This is a genomic window from Mangrovibacterium sp. (assembly GCF_041596335.1).
GTDB lineage: Bacteria > Bacteroidota > Bacteroidia > Bacteroidales > Prolixibacteraceae > Mangrovibacterium.
Window position 1 is genome coordinate 111,934 of record NZ_JBFHIT010000001.1, and the last position, 19,290, is coordinate 131,223.

Annotated in this window: 10 protein-coding genes; 1 reads left to right on the top strand and 9 read right to left on the bottom strand. The window is 44.9% G+C overall.

All coding sequences use genetic code 11. The features are described 5' to 3' along the window. Positions 1 to 25: 25 nt before the first annotated feature. Positions 26 to 403 carry a RidA family protein gene (locus ABZD21_RS00380; protein WP_372771984.1) on the bottom strand — a complete coding sequence of 126 codons (378 nt, stop codon included), beginning with the start codon at positions 401 to 403 and terminating at the stop codon, positions 26 to 28. A 496-nt stretch (positions 404 to 899) separates the two neighbouring features. On the opposite strand from ABZD21_RS00380, the gene ABZD21_RS00385 reads away from it, so the two are divergent. Next, on the top strand, positions 900 to 1,550 hold the full coding sequence (locus ABZD21_RS00385) for a response regulator transcription factor (RefSeq protein ID WP_372771985.1): 651 nt from the start codon (positions 900 to 902) through the stop codon (positions 1,548 to 1,550). A gap of 23 nt (positions 1,551 to 1,573) precedes the next feature. Here ABZD21_RS00385 and ABZD21_RS00390 read toward each other — a convergent pair whose 3' ends face one another. The 8 genes from ABZD21_RS00390 to ABZD21_RS00425 all read right to left on the bottom strand — a co-directional run bounded on the left by ABZD21_RS00390 (position 1,574) and on the right by ABZD21_RS00425 (position 19,283). Then, positions 1,574 to 2,602: a patatin-like phospholipase family protein gene (locus ABZD21_RS00390; protein WP_372771987.1), complete on the bottom strand. Its 1,029-nt coding sequence runs from the start codon at positions 2,600 to 2,602 to the stop codon at positions 1,574 to 1,576. A 99-nt stretch (positions 2,603 to 2,701) separates the two neighbouring features. After that, the gene (locus tag ABZD21_RS00395; protein WP_372771988.1) at positions 2,702 to 3,019 is read right to left on the bottom strand and encodes a hypothetical protein; all 318 of its coding nucleotides are present in this window, start codon (positions 3,017 to 3,019) and stop codon (positions 2,702 to 2,704) included. Continuing rightward, a complete protein-coding gene (locus ABZD21_RS00400) occupies positions 3,012 to 4,562 on the bottom strand; it encodes a DUF4157 domain-containing protein (RefSeq protein WP_372771990.1) in 1,551 nt (516 codons plus the stop codon). Before ABZD21_RS00400 ends, ABZD21_RS00395 begins: the two co-directional genes overlap by 8 nt. An 11-nt stretch (positions 4,563 to 4,573) precedes the next feature. Further along, a complete protein-coding gene (locus ABZD21_RS00405) occupies positions 4,574 to 5,929 on the bottom strand; it encodes an ATP-binding protein (protein ID WP_372771992.1) in 1,356 nt (451 codons plus the stop codon). Next, a complete protein-coding gene (locus ABZD21_RS00410; RefSeq protein ID WP_372771994.1) occupies positions 5,923 to 7,596 on the bottom strand; it encodes a contractile injection system tape measure protein in 1,674 nt (557 codons plus the stop codon). The genes ABZD21_RS00405 and ABZD21_RS00410 overlap by 7 nt, the downstream gene beginning before the upstream one ends. 20 nt (positions 7,597 to 7,616) lie before the next feature. Continuing rightward, positions 7,617 to 10,760: an Ig-like domain-containing protein gene (locus ABZD21_RS00415; RefSeq protein ID WP_372771996.1), complete on the bottom strand. Its 3,144-nt coding sequence runs from the start codon at positions 10,758 to 10,760 to the stop codon at positions 7,617 to 7,619. A 12-nt stretch (positions 10,761 to 10,772) separates the two neighbouring features. Beyond that, positions 10,773 to 15,752 (bottom strand): hypothetical protein, encoded by a 4,980-nt coding sequence (locus ABZD21_RS00420; RefSeq protein ID WP_372771997.1) that lies wholly within the window; start codon positions 15,750 to 15,752, stop codon positions 10,773 to 10,775. A 12-nt stretch (positions 15,753 to 15,764) separates the two neighbouring features. Further along, positions 15,765 to 19,283: a hypothetical protein gene (locus ABZD21_RS00425; protein WP_372771999.1), complete on the bottom strand. Its 3,519-nt coding sequence runs from the start codon at positions 19,281 to 19,283 to the stop codon at positions 15,765 to 15,767. Positions 19,284 to 19,290 lie beyond the last annotated feature (7 nt).

A 19,290-nucleotide genomic window follows, 5' to 3' on the forward strand; every position in this document is an offset into this window, starting at 1 on the left:
TAAATCAGTCTAGTCGGTTTCTCTGTTATTTCACCGCAACTGTTTCAATTTCAACCAGAACGCCCAAAGGCAGTTCTTTCACAGCAAAAGCTGCACGTGCCGGAGGGTTTTCGGCATAACATTTTCCGTATACCTCGTTCATGGCTTTAAAGTTGGCCATGTCGCTTAGTAAGCAAGTTGACTTCACCACGTCGGCAAAAGAATAGCCAGCTTCGGTTAAAATTGCTTCAATGTTTTTCATCACCTGGCTGGTTTGTTCTGTTATACCACCTTCAACTACTTTTCCCGTTGCCGGATTGATTGGAATTTGCCCGGATACATATAGTGTTCCGTTAATTTCGATCGCCTGACTGTACGGGCCAATTGCAGCGGGTGCATTTTTTGTTGAAATAATACGTTTCATCTCTTCTAAATTTTCTATTTACTAATTTGAAATCCCTTTCTATACGATAAATATTGAAGCATTTCTGTGCTCATTCGTAGCTTTCTGAGCGAAACCGCAACTCAATTTTCGGCCAAACGTTTTCTGAAACAGGAAGGTTTCGACCGATCATTCGATGCTCAAAAATACCGGGCACGCGAAAAAGCCGAACAAATAAACAAAATAAAAATCAGTCGAAAGCAGGCAATTGGCAGTCAATTATCTAACGTTTGTTCATCGTCTGTTTCAAAACATAGCTTCAACCGGGGGTCCTTTTCGCTAATTTTAGAATCAATTACTAAATGTGCCTTAACTTTCGCATTCGAACAAGACTGAATAAAACATAAACAAAAGAAGAATTCAGCTGTTTTCGGTGAATGATTGCATCTAGGCGATTTTCCGTTTTCCCGGTATATGTTGTGAGTGTTGCGTGAGTAAGATTGGTGTTTTAGAGAAGAATCTGGTCAAAATTTCAAAAATGATGACACAGAAAGCTACAAGATATAAGTCGGAATGGCAAAGCCCAAAGAATGAACAGATGTTGCTGGATCTTTTCTTTAGCAGACACAATTCTGCCGCAAATTCGTCGGACATTGTATATGATGCCGAGCAGGATCGAATACTACACACAAGCCCGAATTTTAAGAAACTGATTGGCAGGAGGTGTAATCAAAATTTCAATCAATGCCTTTCGTTTATTAAATCGCTGATCCATCCGGGTGATTACAGTCGTTTTCTGGTTGAACTGGTTGAATTTGTAAAGTTCGACCGTTTGTCGTCAAGCATGAGTCCGGATGACTTTATTCAATCGTTTTCATTTCGAATTAAAAATGCGGAGGATGAGTGGCTCTCAGTTCACTTTCATGCGGTCATCCTAATCTCCAATAAAATTGTCGGGTTGGTGCGCACAAACACAATGAACAACGAACAGGAAACAAAGAACATTTCGGCTCGTGAACGACAAATTCTAAACCTGATTGCCAATGGCGATTCAGCAAAAATAATAGGAGACAAACTGAATATCAGTCCAAATACGGTAATTACACACCGAAAGAACCTGAAGAAAAAATTCCAAGCTAAAAACACAGCCGAGCTGATAAAAGAGGCTGCCAAATCGCATATGATTTAACGATACGGTGCCCTGGAAAAACCTCAAATGCGATTTACCGGGTTTTCGGTCGGATCTTCGAACCACTTAAAATAGTTTTCAGCCCCGGCGATTCCTTGCCCTACGAGAGCAATTTTCTTTTGATCGGACAAATCGAATTCGGTAGCTTTTATATCCAACGTATTGATATAAATTGTCCGTTGCCAGTCGTCGCTATGTAAATGTTGATTCTCCTGAACCTGCATGAGAGCTGCCAGCAACGCTTTAGCATATTCAGTAAATCGCTTGATCTTTTTACCGGCTATTGGTTCGTTGTATCGATATAAAGCGATTGCCTCTTCCTGATCGAGCCTCAACCCAAGAGTCTGGCAATTAAAAACATAAGGGCTACGATCTTGATTATCGAGCAGAAACCGGGCATTCTCAACGTTGTAGTATTCAGTCTTTCGGGCGGCATCAATTTCATCATCAACAATATATTTTTGTCGGTCGAACAACTTAACCGGGTAGTTCTGCATAACTCCACCATCAACGTATACGTCTTTACGTTCGCCATGCCGGACAGCAGCAAAAAACAAAGGGATCGACATACTGATTCGTACAGCCTGCGAAAGTTGCATTTTAGCATGCCGCTCGGCTGAAAAAACTTCTGAATATCCGGTTGACAGGTTTGTTCCGATCACATACAAATCGGTCATTCCGGCATCTTTCAAATCGCCAAAAGTAGCTTTTGCCGTCCCCATTTTACCTTTAATAATCTCTCCAATCCACTCGGTAAAAAAGTCACCTTTATTCCAACCAAACTGGGATGCCAAACGACGAATATCGCGAATAATTCCCCACGAGTCGTCCATGAACGATTTAAAATCGGTTGATCCCATAATCCCGCGTTGTTCCAAAACACTGTACCCCAACGAATAAATTAGCGCGTTGATTGCACCTGCACTGGTTCCGCCAGTCCTTTTTATCGCCTCAAGATGGCCGCGTTGCTCCAAAATACTCATTGCTCCGATATAGGCAATTCCCTTTACACCACCACCCTCAAACACTAAATTGCGAAACTGTTTTGCCATTGTTTGTCCTCCTTAATTAATGCGTTAGTTTATCCTTACGTTTTTAGTCGCCCGGCTGTTATCGATTCGATCAAATAATCGTTCCCGAATTTGCTGTTTCTATTTTATCTCATTCATAATGCGGACATTACTCACACCTTTCACCTTTTCTATTTTCGACTGATCGATTGCCTCTTTTTCCTGCAAATCTTTCGGAATACGCACCTCTCCCCGCCTAATTTGAATTTGATCCAAATCCTCCTCAGAAATCTGATTACTTTCATTTTTGAGACCTTCGTATACTTTAGTGGCCACAAACAAATCCCTATTTATAAGAATCTGGCTTTGATAACCAACTGCGTTGAGCGACCACGATTTCAACTGTTCACCCGGTTCATTTCGACTTTTCCCCTGATTAATTTGAATCCGGCTATCCACCACTAAGTTTTGTTGTTGGAGGGAGCCCATTGGTTTTTACGTATCGCTCAACTGCTCCGGCATTTCCTTCCGCATAGCTTCCCACATTCGTATTTTGGTTGTTCTCGTCAAGATTTAATATCGCACTTGGCCAACCATTATCAGCATAAACGATGATCCGTCGAGGTACCCGAAGAGAGAAAACATCGACTCCGCCAGGTGAATCTTTCAACAACTGCTCGGCTATTTTTTGCCCGCCTGTTCCCTGTATTTCAGCATTCATGACACTGTAATCCTTCTTTGTGCGAATTATAACCACAGCCCTGTACTTAATCCCCAAGCTACCTCTAATTTGCGATTGGCGAATCCATTCTTCACTAAGCGTGCGAAACAAAATTTCGGGTGTTGACACGCTCAACTGAACATTCAGCTGATCACGTAATTCAACCAAATACATACGCATCAAACCATATGCATCCGATTCTGGAGAGGAAGTCGAGCTTACACCTCCCTTTTGGGTGTTGCCTTCCGCGACTTCCATCTTTACACGCGTCGAGGTTACCTGATCGGCAAAATCACTTTTTATTGAAAAAATAGCTTGTTTCATTTTACCAATTGCTTTCTTGTACTCCACGTAAAAATCGCGAAGTCTGGCCGATTCCAAAGCAACGGTTGCACGACCCATTTCATCAGTCAGTTTTCCTAACAAGGCAAAAGCATCGCCGGCTCCCGGTATTTTCGAATGTGACAACAATGCGCCCATCAGTTTGTCTTCAAAAAATGCTTTTACAACTTTGTTGAAGTCAGGCTTTGTTTCCTGATCAGACGCGCTGGTCAACACCTTGTCGAAAACCTCCAAAGCCGTATTCCATCCTTCAAGAATAGCAATCTGGGTATTCATGATATCATTGGCGAGCGATTCGTCTGATTTCTCTGCCGAAGGTGTTTCCTGCGACTGTAACCCACCTTTTTCCTTAATTGGTTGCATCGAAATACGATTTTCGGAATGCCCACACTGCTGAACCACATGTGTCAGCTCATGAGCCAGTAAATGTTTTCCATCACTGGATTCTGGCATATAATTCCCTGCGTTGAAGTAGATATCACGCCCATGAGTAAACGCTTTTGCGCCCAACTCTTGGTTCATCTGCACGGCATTAGAATCGGTATGAATTCGAACACTGCTAAAATTGGCTCCCATTTTCGCTCCGAATTCGGAGACGGTATCTTCTGGCAATACATAACCCGAGCTTTTTGAACGATTTAGTTTTTCGACAACATTTGCAGAAGCATAGCCAGTCTTAACTGATGATTCAGAGGATGGTTTCATTTGAACCGGTTCTTCTTCCTCCTCGGGTTGCAAACGCAGTTTGGGTTGCATCATTTCTTCTTCTTCCTCTAGTGGCTGCATTTGAAGCGATTCGCTTTTCTCCATCCTCATCACTTGATCTGCAACAGCATCGGCTTCCTGCTCATACTTGTCGCCGGGGCGCCCGACTGTAAGTTTCGGTTGAACTGTCGGGCGAGTACTTCCTTTTCTATTTGCTTGTTTTAACTGATACATAGCCATTGTTTTTAAAGTGTTCTCCGATTCTTGTGGTATTCCCGCCTGATTCCTTCAATCATGTCCGACCGTTCAATCTTATTCGTGCCACGTCCCAGAGCCCGCAGACTGCAATGCTGGACAATATTGATAATCGCACCGCCTGATATCTCGTATTTTCGGGCTATTTCACTCAGATCGATGCCTGAATTCAGTTCGGCGGATACCGGCAGGCTGTTCGCCCAAATCTGCAAGCGTTCTTCCGCGTTCGGCATCGGGAACTGAATGATAGATTGAAAGCGACGGATAAAAGCCTCATCGATATTTCCTTTTAGGTTTGATGCCAAAATGACCAATCCGTTGAAGTCCTCGATCCGCTGTAAAAGGAAGGAGACCTGCTGATTGGCAAAACGATCGTGCGAATCGCGTGTATCCGTTCGTTTGCCAAACAGGGCATCGGCTTCGTCGAAAAAGAGAATCCATTCTTTATTCTCGGCGCGGTCAAAAACTTTGGAGAGATTTTTCTCTGTTTCGCCAATATATTTTGAAACCATCTGCGAAAGATCGATCCGATAAACATCGCGACCTGTTTTTTTTCCAAGCAACGCGGCAGTTGTTGTTTTCCCGGTACCCGAAGGCCCGTAAAACAAGGTTTTGTAGCCCGGCTTCAGAATGCGATGCATGCCCCACGCGTTCATTAAAGTTTCGTGATGCGAAATCCAGGTTTCAATTTCTTCAATTTGAACCATCACCTCTTGACTCAGCACCAAATCGGGCCAATCCATGTTCGTTGTCAGTAATTTTGCCGGAAACTCCGGGCTAAAATTGGGTTTGCGGGCTTCACCAAGCGTAAACAAATCCAATATTTCCTTCGAAATATTGATCGAACCACTGAGCGCCGGCTCATCTTTACCGATCTCTTCGAGCCACAGAATATTTTCCCGGCTAAATTGGTGCATCCCATCGAAGCATCGCTGAAGAGAAAAACGTTTGTTCAGGTCGTTTCCGGCCAAAATAAACATCGCTGTTTCACCTGTGGGAATAAACCCATTGTGATTTTTCCCCAGCTTGCCCCCAAATTCAGTATAAACCTGATTCGTATTTTCATTCTTAACCAGAAACATGTCCAGCAGTTCCGGTTTCACATGGGGAACCAAGGCCAGCGCCAGGAGAAATCGCTCTTCAAAATCGAACTTGTTGTTTTTTATGAAGCTGGCAAAAGCGGAAGTGCTGCCATTGAGCTGTGGCGGAGCTATGTCGTAAACACTTTCATAAGTGACTTCCTGCTGACCGTTTAAGCGCGAACGGGTTTTCAGTATTTCCCGAAACCAGGCAATTTCACGCTCAATATCAGCGGCATTGGAGGCTATTTTGTTGCTTTCTACCATTCAACATGTAGTATTTGTTCGGTCCACGGAAACTTGACAATTGAAATGGCCCAGGGTAACCGATCGAGCATCACATCAATTGTATTTCGCTCTACAATCAAGGTCCAGCCCGCCCCGGTTTTTCTTAGTATCCCCTTTCGGCACAAATAGTTTTCCTGAAGCGCTTTCGGATTTTCTGTCTTCAGTGCCGACCAACGTTCGAGCACAGTTTTAATTAAATGAAGGCATTCATCTTGTTCGGATGCAGACAGATCGCCGCTATTTGGTATCGGTTCGGCCACATCCAGTCCACATAAGATCTTATTCAGAGCCAGTTCATACTCAGCGGTAATTAATTGGTCTGCTACCAGATACTGCAATATATGAACAGCTTTACAGGCATGAGTCCGACTTTTAAACTGCTGTTCGTCATCCAGCAAATTCAGTCCGCGAAACAGGACTGAAAGAAACGGGTGAAGCAACACCAGTCCTGCATTTCCGACATGGATTTCTTCGTCAGCCAGAGATATGCTCTCAATTTTTTCGGTTTCTTTCGCCTCCTTTTTCAAACTGATGAAGAACTCGGGTTCTGCATCCTGAAGTTGATCATTTGACTTGCTATGGCGACTATAAGTCATGATCAATTTCAACCGGGCAATGTCTTTAACCGAGATTTTTTTTCGTTTTTCCAAGAACCAATCAACCAGGTATTGCTCTACAAATTGAGTTTCGTCATTCGCGATTTTGGGGCTGTCAAGATCTGATTTCCTAGTGAGCATTCGCTCTGCAACAACTTCAACAACAGCCCTTTTCAAACACCCCTCTGTTTTACCCGACTGCGACGAATACAAAATTCTCTCCAAAATACCCACCAACACAGCCTCGCCTTCATGGGAAGAAACCCGATTCAATCCTTCTTCGATAATATGTTTCAGAAGACCAGCCTTTTTGCTTTGCGAATTCAAACTAATACCGTACGCGAAATATAGAAGCAACAACTCGTCGTAGTAATTCGCGATAACCTTTTTAAACTTCTTTGAAGCGACGTTTAAAAACAGAATTAGACTAAGCTCCTCAATTTTCCGGTATTTTCGGCCATCGATACGCCGAAGAAGCGCTTCGATCTGATCTTCACGAAACTGAAAAATCAATCGTTTCCTGACATTTGGGTTCCTAAGCTCCGGAACCAAAATCCGGTTCAAGCTTTTCGCGCTAAGCTCCAGCACCTGCGCAAAAAGCTCGTTTAACTGATTCGATCCGGTTTGCCGGCTCCACCAGGGGAAGTGGCCAGTGGCCAGAAAATAAACAAACTGTTCCAGAATTTCGTCCTTCGCCGAAACCAGCTTTACCGAGGACACCCTTCGTTTATTTTTTTCTACTTTCTGCATCACCACATCACGATTGGCCTTTATTAGCTTACTAATTTTTTCCAACGCCTCGCGAATGGTCAGTTCAACAATTGCTTGCTGCAACTCGCTCTCCGACACCACCCCCAAATCAAGCACCAACTCGTCAATCCGGATGGTTTCGTTTTTAGTTGCGACTGACGTAAAAAGTTGATCAAGCGCAGGGTTCAATTTTTTTTCTATCATCTGCGAAATTTTTTGATGAATAAATTCAGCACGCTGACGATCCGAAACGGTTAGTTCCAGCACCTCTCTGTTGATAAGATGTTTTTGCTCGCTCATGCTTTACAGTCTCAATTTGTTCAGTTACAATGTTCTATTTGGTAATTGGTCAACATTTCCTTCATTTGAGTCGGGTTGATAAAATCAGTCGACAAATTCGGGAACAGAATCAGTAGCAGAGGCATCATCATTTCGGTATCAATTAGTAAGTCCATTTCCTCCTGGCTGAATCCCTTGTTTGCCTTCAGATAATCCAACAAACGGCCAACTGCATCTTGCCCGGGATCGAGATTGATGGACGATAAAAACTTCTGTGCCCGCTCATTTCCCCATTTCTCGAATATTTCGCGACCAAAGCAGTCTTGCACCGCCTTTCCGCAGTTATTATTCTGATAGGCAACAATCAGTTCACCGAGCTGATCATAGCTGGTATTGTCGCTATAGGCAATTCCCAAACAAGTCAGCAATTGCTGTCTCCGTTCTAAACCTTCCAAAACTCCTCCGTTTATTTCATCGTTGCTAAAGCCGACTGTCTGACGCAAACTATCCAGTAACAACTGGTAAAAATCTTCATTGCCACTTAGGTTAAATCCCCGATCTTTCAAACTTTGCAGTACGGCATCTTCGCCCCAACATTGTAAAATGGGAACCGAGTAACAAGGTTTCACCTCACTATCCGGATTTTTCACCCGAATGGTCACTTTAGCCTTATCGACTTGCCCGTTTTTATTACTTTTCAGCGTGTAGTTGAACGTATCTACCCCAACAAAATCAATCTTGGGTTGATAACCAAGCAGCCCGTCTTCAGTGATTTGGGTTACCGTGCCTCCAAAGGCTGAATTGTTATCGGCTTCAACAACAAACTCGCCGCCAAACAGCTGATAGTCATTCAAGCTGACATTGATATCAACCGGAACACCAGTGGTTGTTACAGCATAATCCGGTCGGGCAAATGGGGCCATATCGGGCACAAATTCGCTGTCGTCGCACATCGGTACGCAGCTATCTTTTCCGCAACAGATGTATGGCAGATTGAAATCGGCAACAACCGTGCTGTCATCCGAATCTCGGGACACCAGAATAAACGTTCCGCCCTTGCGAACTCCTGCCTGATGATCGATGCCCGGATGTTTTTGAATAAAATTTGAGAAACTCAAGGTTTCCTTTCGCAGGTAAAACTCCCGGCGTTTAAAGGCATAATAAATTCGGTAGAATTTCAGGAAGAACAGCAGATCGACAAATTTATGAGCCAAAGGAAACAAACGCTGAATCGCTCCGTTTATCAACGGAACCTGCTTTTTCTCCTCCCCTTTTTTAATCGTAATTTCATTTAATAAATCCTGATCGACCAAAATAAAATCGATCGTGTACTGCAAAACACTCTTGTAGACATCCTGAAATTTCTGAAAATCAAAATCCTGAATACATTCGCTCAAATGGTCGCACAGGGCCATTAACATCGCCAGCAATTCTTTTACATGCTCCAGAATTTCCTGAACATCTTCCTGACGATCCGGATCAAAAAGCCCCTCCTGATTGTCGGCCACGTACTTGTACAGCTGTCGCAAATCGTGAATTATTCCGCAAAGTCCGGTCCGGGCAAATCGATATTCATCCTGCAAATCATCGAAGCCACAGCGATAGTCAAGTTGCAAAGTCTCCGCTTTCAATTGCAGCGCGATCAGGTCGAAAGGCAGGTTAAACTGTTTCTTCAAATTGGTAATTGTACGAATGGCATCCGTCGCACTTTTGTTGGTGTAACCTTCAATCCTAAAATATGAATAGTCCTGCAAATCGTAATACAGAGGTGTGTACAGTTTACTTTCCACGACAGTCTGGTCGTCGGCCTGATCTTCGTAGTTCAACACCAATCCATCTTCTTCGAACGGGCATTTCCGGTTTATATCGTAGTTCCAGTAATCGCGCAGATTTCCAAGGCCAGCATAAAAACTCTCCACATTCAGGTCGTAATACCACGGAATAGAGCGACCGCTAAGGCAAGTCCGTTTCTCCAAACTCGGTGTAATCCGGATCGGGTGCGCTATTTCTCCCAATCCGTTGATCCGCTCAATGTCAAAACTTTCCAGCATCAGCACCATCCGATTGTGCAGGCTGATCACTTTCTTAATCAGCAACTTTTGACCGTTGTAAACCGGTGGCTGTACAAAATGATGCCTGTATTCCGATTGTTCGCAAAGGGTATTTTCGTCGCCCATCGCGTTGCCAAGCATCAAATGTTTGGGAAATCGTGTCATATCGGCCGAACATTCCGACAGGAGGTCGAAAGCCGAATTTTTAAATTCATGATACGCTAAAATTAAATCAACGACTAAATCGTAAACATACTGGATACCAACATATGAATTATAGGTCGGGTTGGCATCGTCGAGCAGATTATGTATTTCACTTATTTTTTCAAGTAGCGGATCGGTCTCGAAGGGATTTTGCTCTTGATACGAATCGAGCAACAACGGACGATAAATGTTAAATGTTTCGGAAAGGGCCTCAATTAAATTGTCGAATACCGACAGAACGACATTGGCGTAATGCTTTGAAAACTCCGTAAAATCGGATGAATGCAAAGCAGCCGGATCAAACAGAGCCCGGGGTAAATTGATGGTTGGCAAATTGTACTTTTCCGGGAAAACCGCGTCGAGTTTCCCGGTGTTGGTGCGATCCCAAACTTTTTGCAAGTCGGCTACACTAATCAGCAATTTACGAATCGTGAGACTACGCTCTTTGCCCAATTCATCGCAGCTTTTACCCAGGCACGATTTCAGATCTTTGTCAAATCGCTCGATGAAAAGCAAAACGACCTTGTCGGCCAAAAAAGTGTCATCATTCAGGGGAACCACTCCGGCTCCGTCATCAGCGTTCTCGGTCAACAGCTCGTAAAGGGTCACATCCTGCAAATTCGCTGAGTCGACAAAAGGCTCATAAATGGTTCCCGGTGGCAATTTATACGGCCTATGTTTCACCGTTACACAATCGCCCAATGCCATGAGAAATCCCTCGGATGTAATTCCGGTTCCCTTCGAAATGGTGAGCTCATTGGTTGTTGTGTTGTAGCTCACATTCAGCCCGCAAACCACCCCCATGCCGATCAGTTTCGCCCGGGTCAGTCGGGTCTGCTGCTCCAGATACGACACAAGGCTGTTCATCTGTTTACTGGTCAGTACCTGGTTACTTTCAAATACCGGATATGTGTTGATTATCGTACTCATTGTCGTATGTTTTTATGCATTACCTAAAACCGAATGATCTAAAATGATCGCGTTCTCAAGTGTTTCATCAACGGCGCAATCATAGAGTGTTCCTGACGGATAGACATTCCGGAGGGTGCCGAGCGTCTCAACAAGCTCGCGTTGACATTTTGAAAGCAAGCCGTAATCTTTCACTTCCCGGGCATTTTCGAGCAGCCATGCTTTGTATCGGGTTTCAAATTCATCCATTTGAGCGCAGCTAATCCAGCACACCGACAGAAAGACATGCGCCGGAGCTTCCAACCGGATTTGCTGTTCGAAGAATCGACGGAAGTCCTTGTTATCAAATCGCCCCTGCCAGTGAGGCAAAATCACGCTGGCCACACAGGTGTAGGGATCCTGAATCTGACAAGCCTCACACGAATCGTCTTCCAGTACAATGTCCAGCAATTTGTCTTCCACCATCGTTTCAACCCGGCGAATAACAATCTCCTGATGGGTTCCAAGGTCAGTCAGGTGGTCAACTTCATAGCGTCCATCATTGGTACCACCGGTTGAACCGCGAATCTCAACTACCTCGCCCGGTGCCACCCCAATGGCTTCCGGCTCGTTCATCGTAATGAGCATCAAAGCCGCTGAAATCGCTGTTATTGGTGTTCCTTGCAGATAGGTGAGACTGCCAACCGGAGCCGAAAACGGAATTTCATTCGCAATGGCTTCCGCTGTTCGAATTCGTGTTCTACCGCTGCTACTATTGAATTGCGCACTTTTTACCGTGTAATCGCCATCGTTCGCACCGGTTCCTGTAATCCGGATTTTGCTCGATAAAATTGAATTTGGTGAAGCATCAAGCCCGGCCGAAATATTCGCGTTAACCCGGAAATACCTTGTACTCGTACTTGCTGAATAGATGGGCCATGTTTTCGGGAAGAAAAGCGATCCATTGTCTGCCAGTCCCTCGGTCAATGTTTCGTCGTGGGCAGCCACAAAATGGAGCCCTTTCACCTTAGGCCGAAGCAAAACATGCTCCATCACATGCATCCCTTCATGACTAAAAAACAACCGATTCACAAACTCCACAAACAGGTCAACCGCTTTATTTTCATAACCTCCTTTTAGTGTGATTTTGCTGCCATCAACCTTTGTTATCGCGAACGATTTTGTATACGAAAGGCTGCCGGTAGTATCGTTTGCAGGAATAGCTTCCTCCACAACCAAGGTGGTTTCAGCCCCATTGATTTCAACTGAATAGATGGTGTAGTCGCCATCAACACTTTGCGAACCGACAATGCTCAGCCGATCGCCCGAGAACAAAATACCACCCAGATCGAAGGCAACAACGAAGGCATTTTCTACTTGATCGCTGTAAAACGAAAACGACTCCGAAATACGAAGAGTTCCATCAGCCTGGTTTGCCGGCAATGCCGATCCGATCGTCACCTCAACATCGGGCCCATTTGCTGTGGCACCAACCACCGCATAACCGCCATTGTTTGATGCTGAATTTTCAATCTGAATGGTTGCTGAAGGAAGGCTATTAATCTCATCGGCTAAGGCATCGTTAAAATCGGCGTCTTCACTTTCTGCCAGATCGCTGCCCAAACTACCAATGATCCGAAAACGGTACGCACCGCTGTCGGAACTGAAATAATAACTGCTTTCACGCGATGCCCGACTGATTAATTGCCAGAATATATCGTGACGCGAAGCTTCAGCTTTTGCATTCAGTTCGTCCTCCGTTTCGTTGTTGTACAACAACTCGCCCAACGGAACATCTGCAGATGAAATGACTTCGTGAACTGTGACTTCCGTTGTTCCACTAACATCGGTCGCCGACGCTACGGTGTAACTCCCGTCGTTGTCCTTCGAACCGTTCACAAGCAATACATCACCGGCATTTAGTTTGACTGCAATATTGCCATCTATACTAATTTTGTGGGTTGAAATATCGACCGACAGAATATCGACCAATGATTTCGGGCTTCCTTCCACCGGACTCTCTCCCGAAAGCACGAGATCGTCTGAATTATATGTCAGCGGCCGACTATACAAGTTATAGTGGACTACGGCAATCGGAGGATTCGGAACCATATCGACAGCAACCTGATAATCCAGGTAGTTCATGATCGGACAGCCCAGATTCGTGCGGTTCGATTGAGGATTGCTGAAGAACTCGGTTTTGAACAACTCTATCAGTTTCCCGATATCCTGACTGGCCGCACCGTCAACGTCGTCATCCGGATAATCCGCCCTAATGCTTGTGCCGGCAAGCTTTTCGCCACATTCCAGGGTGAAATAAAAATTCACCTCATCGTCGGTCTGTATGCGATAATTTTCAGTAAACAGTCCCTGAACAATTAACTCTTCGAGCCCCATTTTCGCGTCTTCCTCCTGCTCAAACAATTCGTTACTTTTCAGCAGAATCGTTGCCATATTGTCGGAAACCAAAATCTGCCAGGCATCGCCAACCGGAACAATCTCGAAGTTGGGAGAAAAAAACAATTCGTCCGAATCAGCCTGATCAATGCCAACCAAAAACGAAGCGCGGCGGCTTAATCCGGAAATATTATCGGGACTCCAAACGGCACACTTGTCTTTATAATTGATTCCGGTTCCGCGGCGCGAACTAATCCGGGGATAGTCGTTCAGAAACTGCAATTTATCTTCGATCAACTCAGCCGGCCCAACCGCCTCGCCCGATAGTTTTATCGTCAACAAAGCATAATCGGTAAAACTCTCAGCAAATCGGCCAATCAGGTGATCCAGGAACTTATTTTTTCGTTTCAGGAAAAGCGGCTCATCTTCGGCAATCTGATTGAGAATAACCGCATGCCCGTTCTTATCCACATAAAGAGCATTGGCATTGGGAACCAAATCAAACAAAGGCTGAGTGTAATACGTGCGCCCGATGATGTAATTCCCAAGCTCGTCGCGGGCAGCATTCATAGAGAATAAATCCTTCACATGAGCCAGCTGCGAAAAGTAATTGGCCAGCAGCTGGTCGAACACCATCAAATAGCCTTTCAACTGCCGGGCTTGAGCCTGTCGCGAATTATTCGCCTGAGCATTGTTGCCACGCGTAGCAAATCCCTCGTCGCCAATACCATAAGCAAGCGGAAATTCATTTTGAATGCTCTCATAGCTTTCCAGATTCCGGAATTTACCTTCCGGAACATCGAAATCGAGCACAGGATTGAACAGTTTGGCTACACGCTCCTCACCCGATAATTCAACCATCAACCGTTCAACTTTGCCGGCCGATGCCCGGAAAGGCAACTGATTTTTGTAGTATGTAATTTTGGAATCGGCAGTACTTAGACGCGGAACGTATTTTTGCTCAAAAGCCAGCTGCAAACACCATTTCACACTTTGCGACCGGATGGAGCCATCGGCATTGTCGAGCGGAATGTTGGCAATTTGGATTGACCGAACGGAAACCACGCCCGGAATATCCATGATAAGCTGAATAAGATCGGAAACGTGAATGTACTTTTTTCGGTCGGCCTGCTCCAGCTCAGCATCGTCAATAAATCCGTGCTGCAAGGCAGGGCCTTCAAAAATTTGATCTGCAGTCAGGCATTTACGTTCATCGGTTGTGACAAAGTACAGCTGCTCACCCTCTGTCAACAAGGCTGAAGGAATCTCTTCGGTCACCATCACCTTGGTTCTGTTCGACTTTCGATCAACCGAAACTGATTTCACGGTGTAATCGCCATCGTTGCTGCGTGAACCTGAAATTGAAATGATTTGGCCGGCCAGCAAGCGATCCGTTAAATCTCCTTCAACCCTAAAATACCGGAGTTCGCTACTGATTTCAAAAATGGTATAATCGTTCCTGATTTTGCACTTGTCCAGCATTTCGGTCAGCGTGTAGAAATGAACGGTTGGCGACAAAAACTTGTCAATTTCGTGAAACATGCGCGCCTGAAATTCCTCGACATTGGTTTCCGTAGCCAATTCAATATCAGCACAAACAGCAATTTTCTCAACTTTCAGCGCATTCAACCGATAGAAATCTTCACCCAAATTCCGATTGCCATGCAAACGAGCTTTCACCTCTTCAATAATCTCCCGAATTTTCTCCACTTTTTGAAGGTAGAAAGCCAGCATGCTGTCCGAATTGTAATAAATGAAATCGTTGATCTGATTTTCAATCGCCTGTATTCCCAGAATACTGACGACATCTGAAGCAGTTGTAACTGAGCCGGTCAATTTTACAATGTTGTTCACCAGCGCATAGGTAATTTCGTATCCTGCAGGCAGTTTCCCAATGTTCAGACTAATGTTTTGCACATTCGATTTAATGCTGAGCTGGTCATCCCAGTCGATATTTGTGTTGTCCCAACGCGGGAACTCAATCGCAATTTTTATTGTCAGCCCGTTTAGTTTCGGATCATCCGAATGCTCTTCAATCACGAAATCTTTCGTCAGAATATTTTCATTCAGATCGCCAAAAGCATCACAACTTTCAAACTCGAGCAAAATATCATACAAAATACCGACATCGATTGGTGTCTGGCCGGTTTCACCCGGCTTGGGGCGGTAAAGCGGATCCGGTTCGAAACTTAGTTTGCTGGCTTTTTGATGCGTAAATACCGGAACTTCGTTCTGCGTTGCTTCTTCAATCCATGCGTTTTTCACTCCAACATGCTGGCAATCGGCAGTCGATGGATCGTAAACATCAACGTCTATCAGCAGCTTTCGGTAATCTTTAACGGTAACCGGACTGTTGGGAAGAATCTCCCGAGCCGTGAAAAAATTCAGACTATCGTCGGGCGTTTCCGGATTGGCCGACAACAAATCCTGAACCGGATAGTTTGCCCGGTAGCCCAGCTCGGTAATGGCATAACAAAGCACCTCGAGAATGGTGACACCCGGATCGTGGATGTTATAGTCGGTCCAGATTTTCCCGGCCAGTTTTTGAATATACTGAATTCCTTCGTCCCTCAAAAAGTTGTATTGACGACTTTTCGATTCCGGTGCTTTCCGTGATATGGTAATTGGCTCTGACATTCGGGAATTATTTTAATCGCACGGACAATCGTCGGATGCGGCTATTTCACTGGTTATAACTTCATTATCAGGACATGCACATTCTCCTTCCTTTTCGAGCACGACTATTTGATGAACTGCTGCCGAAACAAGCACCGAAGCCGAGGTTGAAGCCACAGCCTGTTCGACATCTTTTTGCGGATCGTTTGTCGGATCATCGGCAACAATGTGAAACATTTCAAAGCAGGTGATGTAGTCGACATACGGCTGTTCTTCCACAAAATTCAAAATAACTGACTTATGAATTTTGCCGCCAAAAACAATGTCGGAACCACTCTCGAATGCCCATGGAGAAAGGTATCGGATGATAGACTCATTCAGCTTTTGTTGATAGATTCCTATATCGATTCCGGCGTGGAACTTCACATTGAATTTCACCTGAACTTCTTCAAAAATCGGATTGTGAACATGCACATTGATAAACGGCGAACGACCTAAACCGATCAGGGTATCAATGTCGTACAACGTCACCAAACTGGTTCGGGGTTTCAGCGGATCAACCGCATTCTTATTCCGGATATTGGATACGACAATTAAGCTGACGTGCCTTGGCGAAGCTTCATTAATACTTGTGTAAACCCCATCGAAACGAGTGTGATTTAAACATTTCACCTTGTACACCGAGGGAAAATTCTGCAAAATAATCCGTTCGTAATCCCAGATTGTAATCGACCGGTTTTTGTGGCGCAATCGCTCGCTGACACGCGTATAGAATTCATTACTTTCTTCCTTCACTTTTCCGCCAAAAGAAGTGAATGGCTGTTCTGTTTTTTTGATTGCCGAATCGGCAACCACCAATTTCGAAATCGTCTTTTCAGCCATTGGCTTGCTCAGGTAATTCGGATCATTTTCATCATCGGCAAAAACAACTTTCGCGGCCTGACATCGCACATCAATCAATTGCGGGATACCAAACGAATCGTTGGGAACAGATGCTCGAATCCAATGATATCCGCCCGGTAAGATGGTATTTTCCACACAGGCATCCGATGGTACCGCGAACTTCACCACACCGGTAGTTATCACCCCCTTAGTGGTGTCAGCCAGAATATTTTGCTGTGGAAATGGTCTCCATTCGTTGCAGGCCAGATAGCTCCAATCCACTTCGGGTGGAGTCAAATCCGGGTTGGAAGTGCCCTCGGAAACCTGAAACAAAACAGACAGGTTTTGCGGAGGCACCAGGTCTTTTATGCCAAGGTACAATTCGCCCTCGTTGGTATATTGAGGGAACAGATAATTGGCTGATGCCGTCGTCTTGATCTCGACAACCCCCATGGGATGAACATGAAAAAACTGCTCCACACGCTCGCGGTAGTTTTTGTCGCTTTCGTTTTCGGTTCTGATCGTTTCAGCAGAAACGTAGTTTACCGACAATTCTTCAATTTCGGGCGTGTATGGTTCTTTTGGCAGTTGATCGGTATAATCATCGGTTTCGGCATTTAGTGACACCAACACCCGTTTAGTGTAGGCTGTTGGGTATTCACGATGACCGAAATCGGTGCCTTTCAAAGTCAACCGCAGAAAGCCCTTCCGACTTGCCTGATTAAATTCGGTGAATTGGCCGATGTTCTCATCGCGCTCAATAGCTCCCACCAAGGTTGAGGGCGGCTCACCAACCGGATCGTTGTTGCTGAAGCAAATGCTGTGCTCAGCCTTCAATTTGGAACCGGCAGTTTCGGAAAATAATTTATTGGAATCTGCATCGACTGTTTTCCAACTCTTTTTATCAAGCAATTTGGATTCAAAAATGAAGGAATGATTGGTGCGGGCCGGCGAATTAGGATAATAATTGGCATAATGACCGTTAAATCCAGTCGCCAGATCCGGCAACCCAAGCCACTTAATACGAATGGTGAGCTCGTTTAAAGCTTTCTGAAAAACCTCGCGACTACCAATATAAAAGTTTGAGCCGATGATCGGACGATTACCAAAGGGCTGAAAAGGTTTTCCGATATCCAGCACAGACTGATCGTTTTGAATTAACAGGTTTTTCGCCTCCCGCACATCAACCACCAGATTCATGCTGCCAATTGTAAAATCCTTCAGGTACTTGTATATAAACGGATTAACGCGGCTACTGGGATTTAAAAGAATTTTAACAACCGGCCAGGCGGTTCTTATCGGGTCAAGCAACACCTCTTCATCATATGCTACAATCGCCTCCTGATCTTTGGTAATGGTTCGTTTTATAATAATCCGGTTGTGCTGTTTATCGATGGTCGTACTGTGCACCGGATCACCAAAGCTATAAATCAGGTCATCTATTTTGTCCTGCCCAATATATTTAATCGACCTCACGTCATCCAAATTTCGAAATCGGCTGCCCGGCCGTTTATTGCGTTCCGAAATTATACGCGAGGCAACAGTCAAACCAATATCGTAGTCGCGAAGATTGTCGCCAAACCCTGTTGCCGGATCGTCGAACACAGGCCCCTCAACCGGTTCAATACCTGCAATATCAGCAGCGGTTTTCGCGCTGTTCAAAAAGTCGAGGATACGCTTTTCCACCACCGGATCAAAACCTGATGAGCCTGCGATCTCCCAAATCGGTTCAATCCATTTTTCTTCCCCGCTAAATTTCAGCCGGAAAGCATCATAAAGCATGTCGTTTGTAAGGCTGTTCAACAGTGTTGGCGAACCTGACAGGTTTAAATAGATGGTGATGACACGTTCGCCTTCGGCTAAAAACAAATTAGGTGAAGCCAGAGCCAGCCCTATTTCAGCCAGATCGCGGTCAGCCACCAAAGCTGTTTCGGAAGCCGATTGGAAGTTTGGAAACTGAATTCCGCCGAATGTTCGCCAGCTTTGATCTTCGTTGCTGATCCCGCCACCTTTGCCATCGTCCGAATTTGCCTTTGGCGAAACATACAAGCGATAATCATTCTTTGGATCGGGCTCCAATGCGGAAAATAAGTCATTCTTATTTAGGAACAGCGCTTTTAATTCGGCCAACGTTGCTTTGTTGAGCGAAGTTTCTTCGTCCAGTTTGTAAACCACATTGTTGCCAAGCTCATCCTTCCCTGCTTTGAAGCTGGTTTCCTTTTCGAGCAAATGCGTTGAAACATGTTTGGCCAACTCAAAAATCAGGTAAACCTGATCAGGCACTGCCGGTTTTGCAGTCAAATGCAGAACATCGCGATAGTAAAAGTCAAGGTGTTTTTTAGTCCACTGGTTGATATCGTCCTGCGCGTATTTAAATAGCTTCAGAAAGGCGATAAACAAAGCAAAATGCGGCGAATTTAGCTGACTATCCGGATCGATATGCTGGTTGAAAAAATCGTACCAGTTACTTTTTAGTGGATCGGGGTCAATGGTATTATCGGGTTTGAAGTAGTAAATCTCCTTTGCAAATTCGCCGGCAAAAGCGATCAGATCGTCCATACTTCGCTCATCAACTGCGACATACCCGGGCAGCAACGTTTTTAGTTGTCGTTGAGCCTGACTGGTGCCGTCGCGCTGCAATGGATTTTTCGAATTACAATTGATCGCCATAAGTCTG

Excerpts from the sequence above, each read along its gene's own strand:
- ABZD21_RS00385 (WP_372771985.1), top strand. The coding sequence starts at position 900 with ATGATGACACAGAAAGCTACAAGATATAAGTCGGAATGGCAAAGCCCA.
- ABZD21_RS00405 (WP_372771992.1), bottom strand. The coding sequence starts at position 5,929 with ATGGTAGAAAGCAACAAAATAGCCTCCAATGCCGCTGATATTGAGCGT.
- ABZD21_RS00425 (WP_372771999.1), bottom strand. The coding sequence starts at position 19,283 with ATGGCGATCAATTGTAATTCGAAAAATCCATTGCAGCGCGACGGCACC.
- ABZD21_RS00400 (WP_372771990.1), bottom strand. The coding sequence starts at position 4,562 with ATGTATCAGTTAAAACAAGCAAATAGAAAAGGAAGTACTCGCCCGACA.
- ABZD21_RS00390 (WP_372771987.1), bottom strand. The coding sequence starts at position 2,602 with ATGGCAAAACAGTTTCGCAATTTAGTGTTTGAGGGTGGTGGTGTAAAG.
- ABZD21_RS00420 (WP_372771997.1), bottom strand. The coding sequence starts at position 15,752 with ATGTCAGAGCCAATTACCATATCACGGAAAGCACCGGAATCGAAAAGT.
- ABZD21_RS00410 (WP_372771994.1), bottom strand. The coding sequence starts at position 7,596 with ATGAGCGAGCAAAAACATCTTATCAACAGAGAGGTGCTGGAACTAACC.
- ABZD21_RS00380 (WP_372771984.1), bottom strand. The coding sequence starts at position 403 with ATGAAACGTATTATTTCAACAAAAAATGCACCCGCTGCAATTGGCCCG.
- ABZD21_RS00415 (WP_372771996.1), bottom strand. The coding sequence starts at position 10,760 with ATGAGTACGATAATCAACACATATCCGGTATTTGAAAGTAACCAGGTA.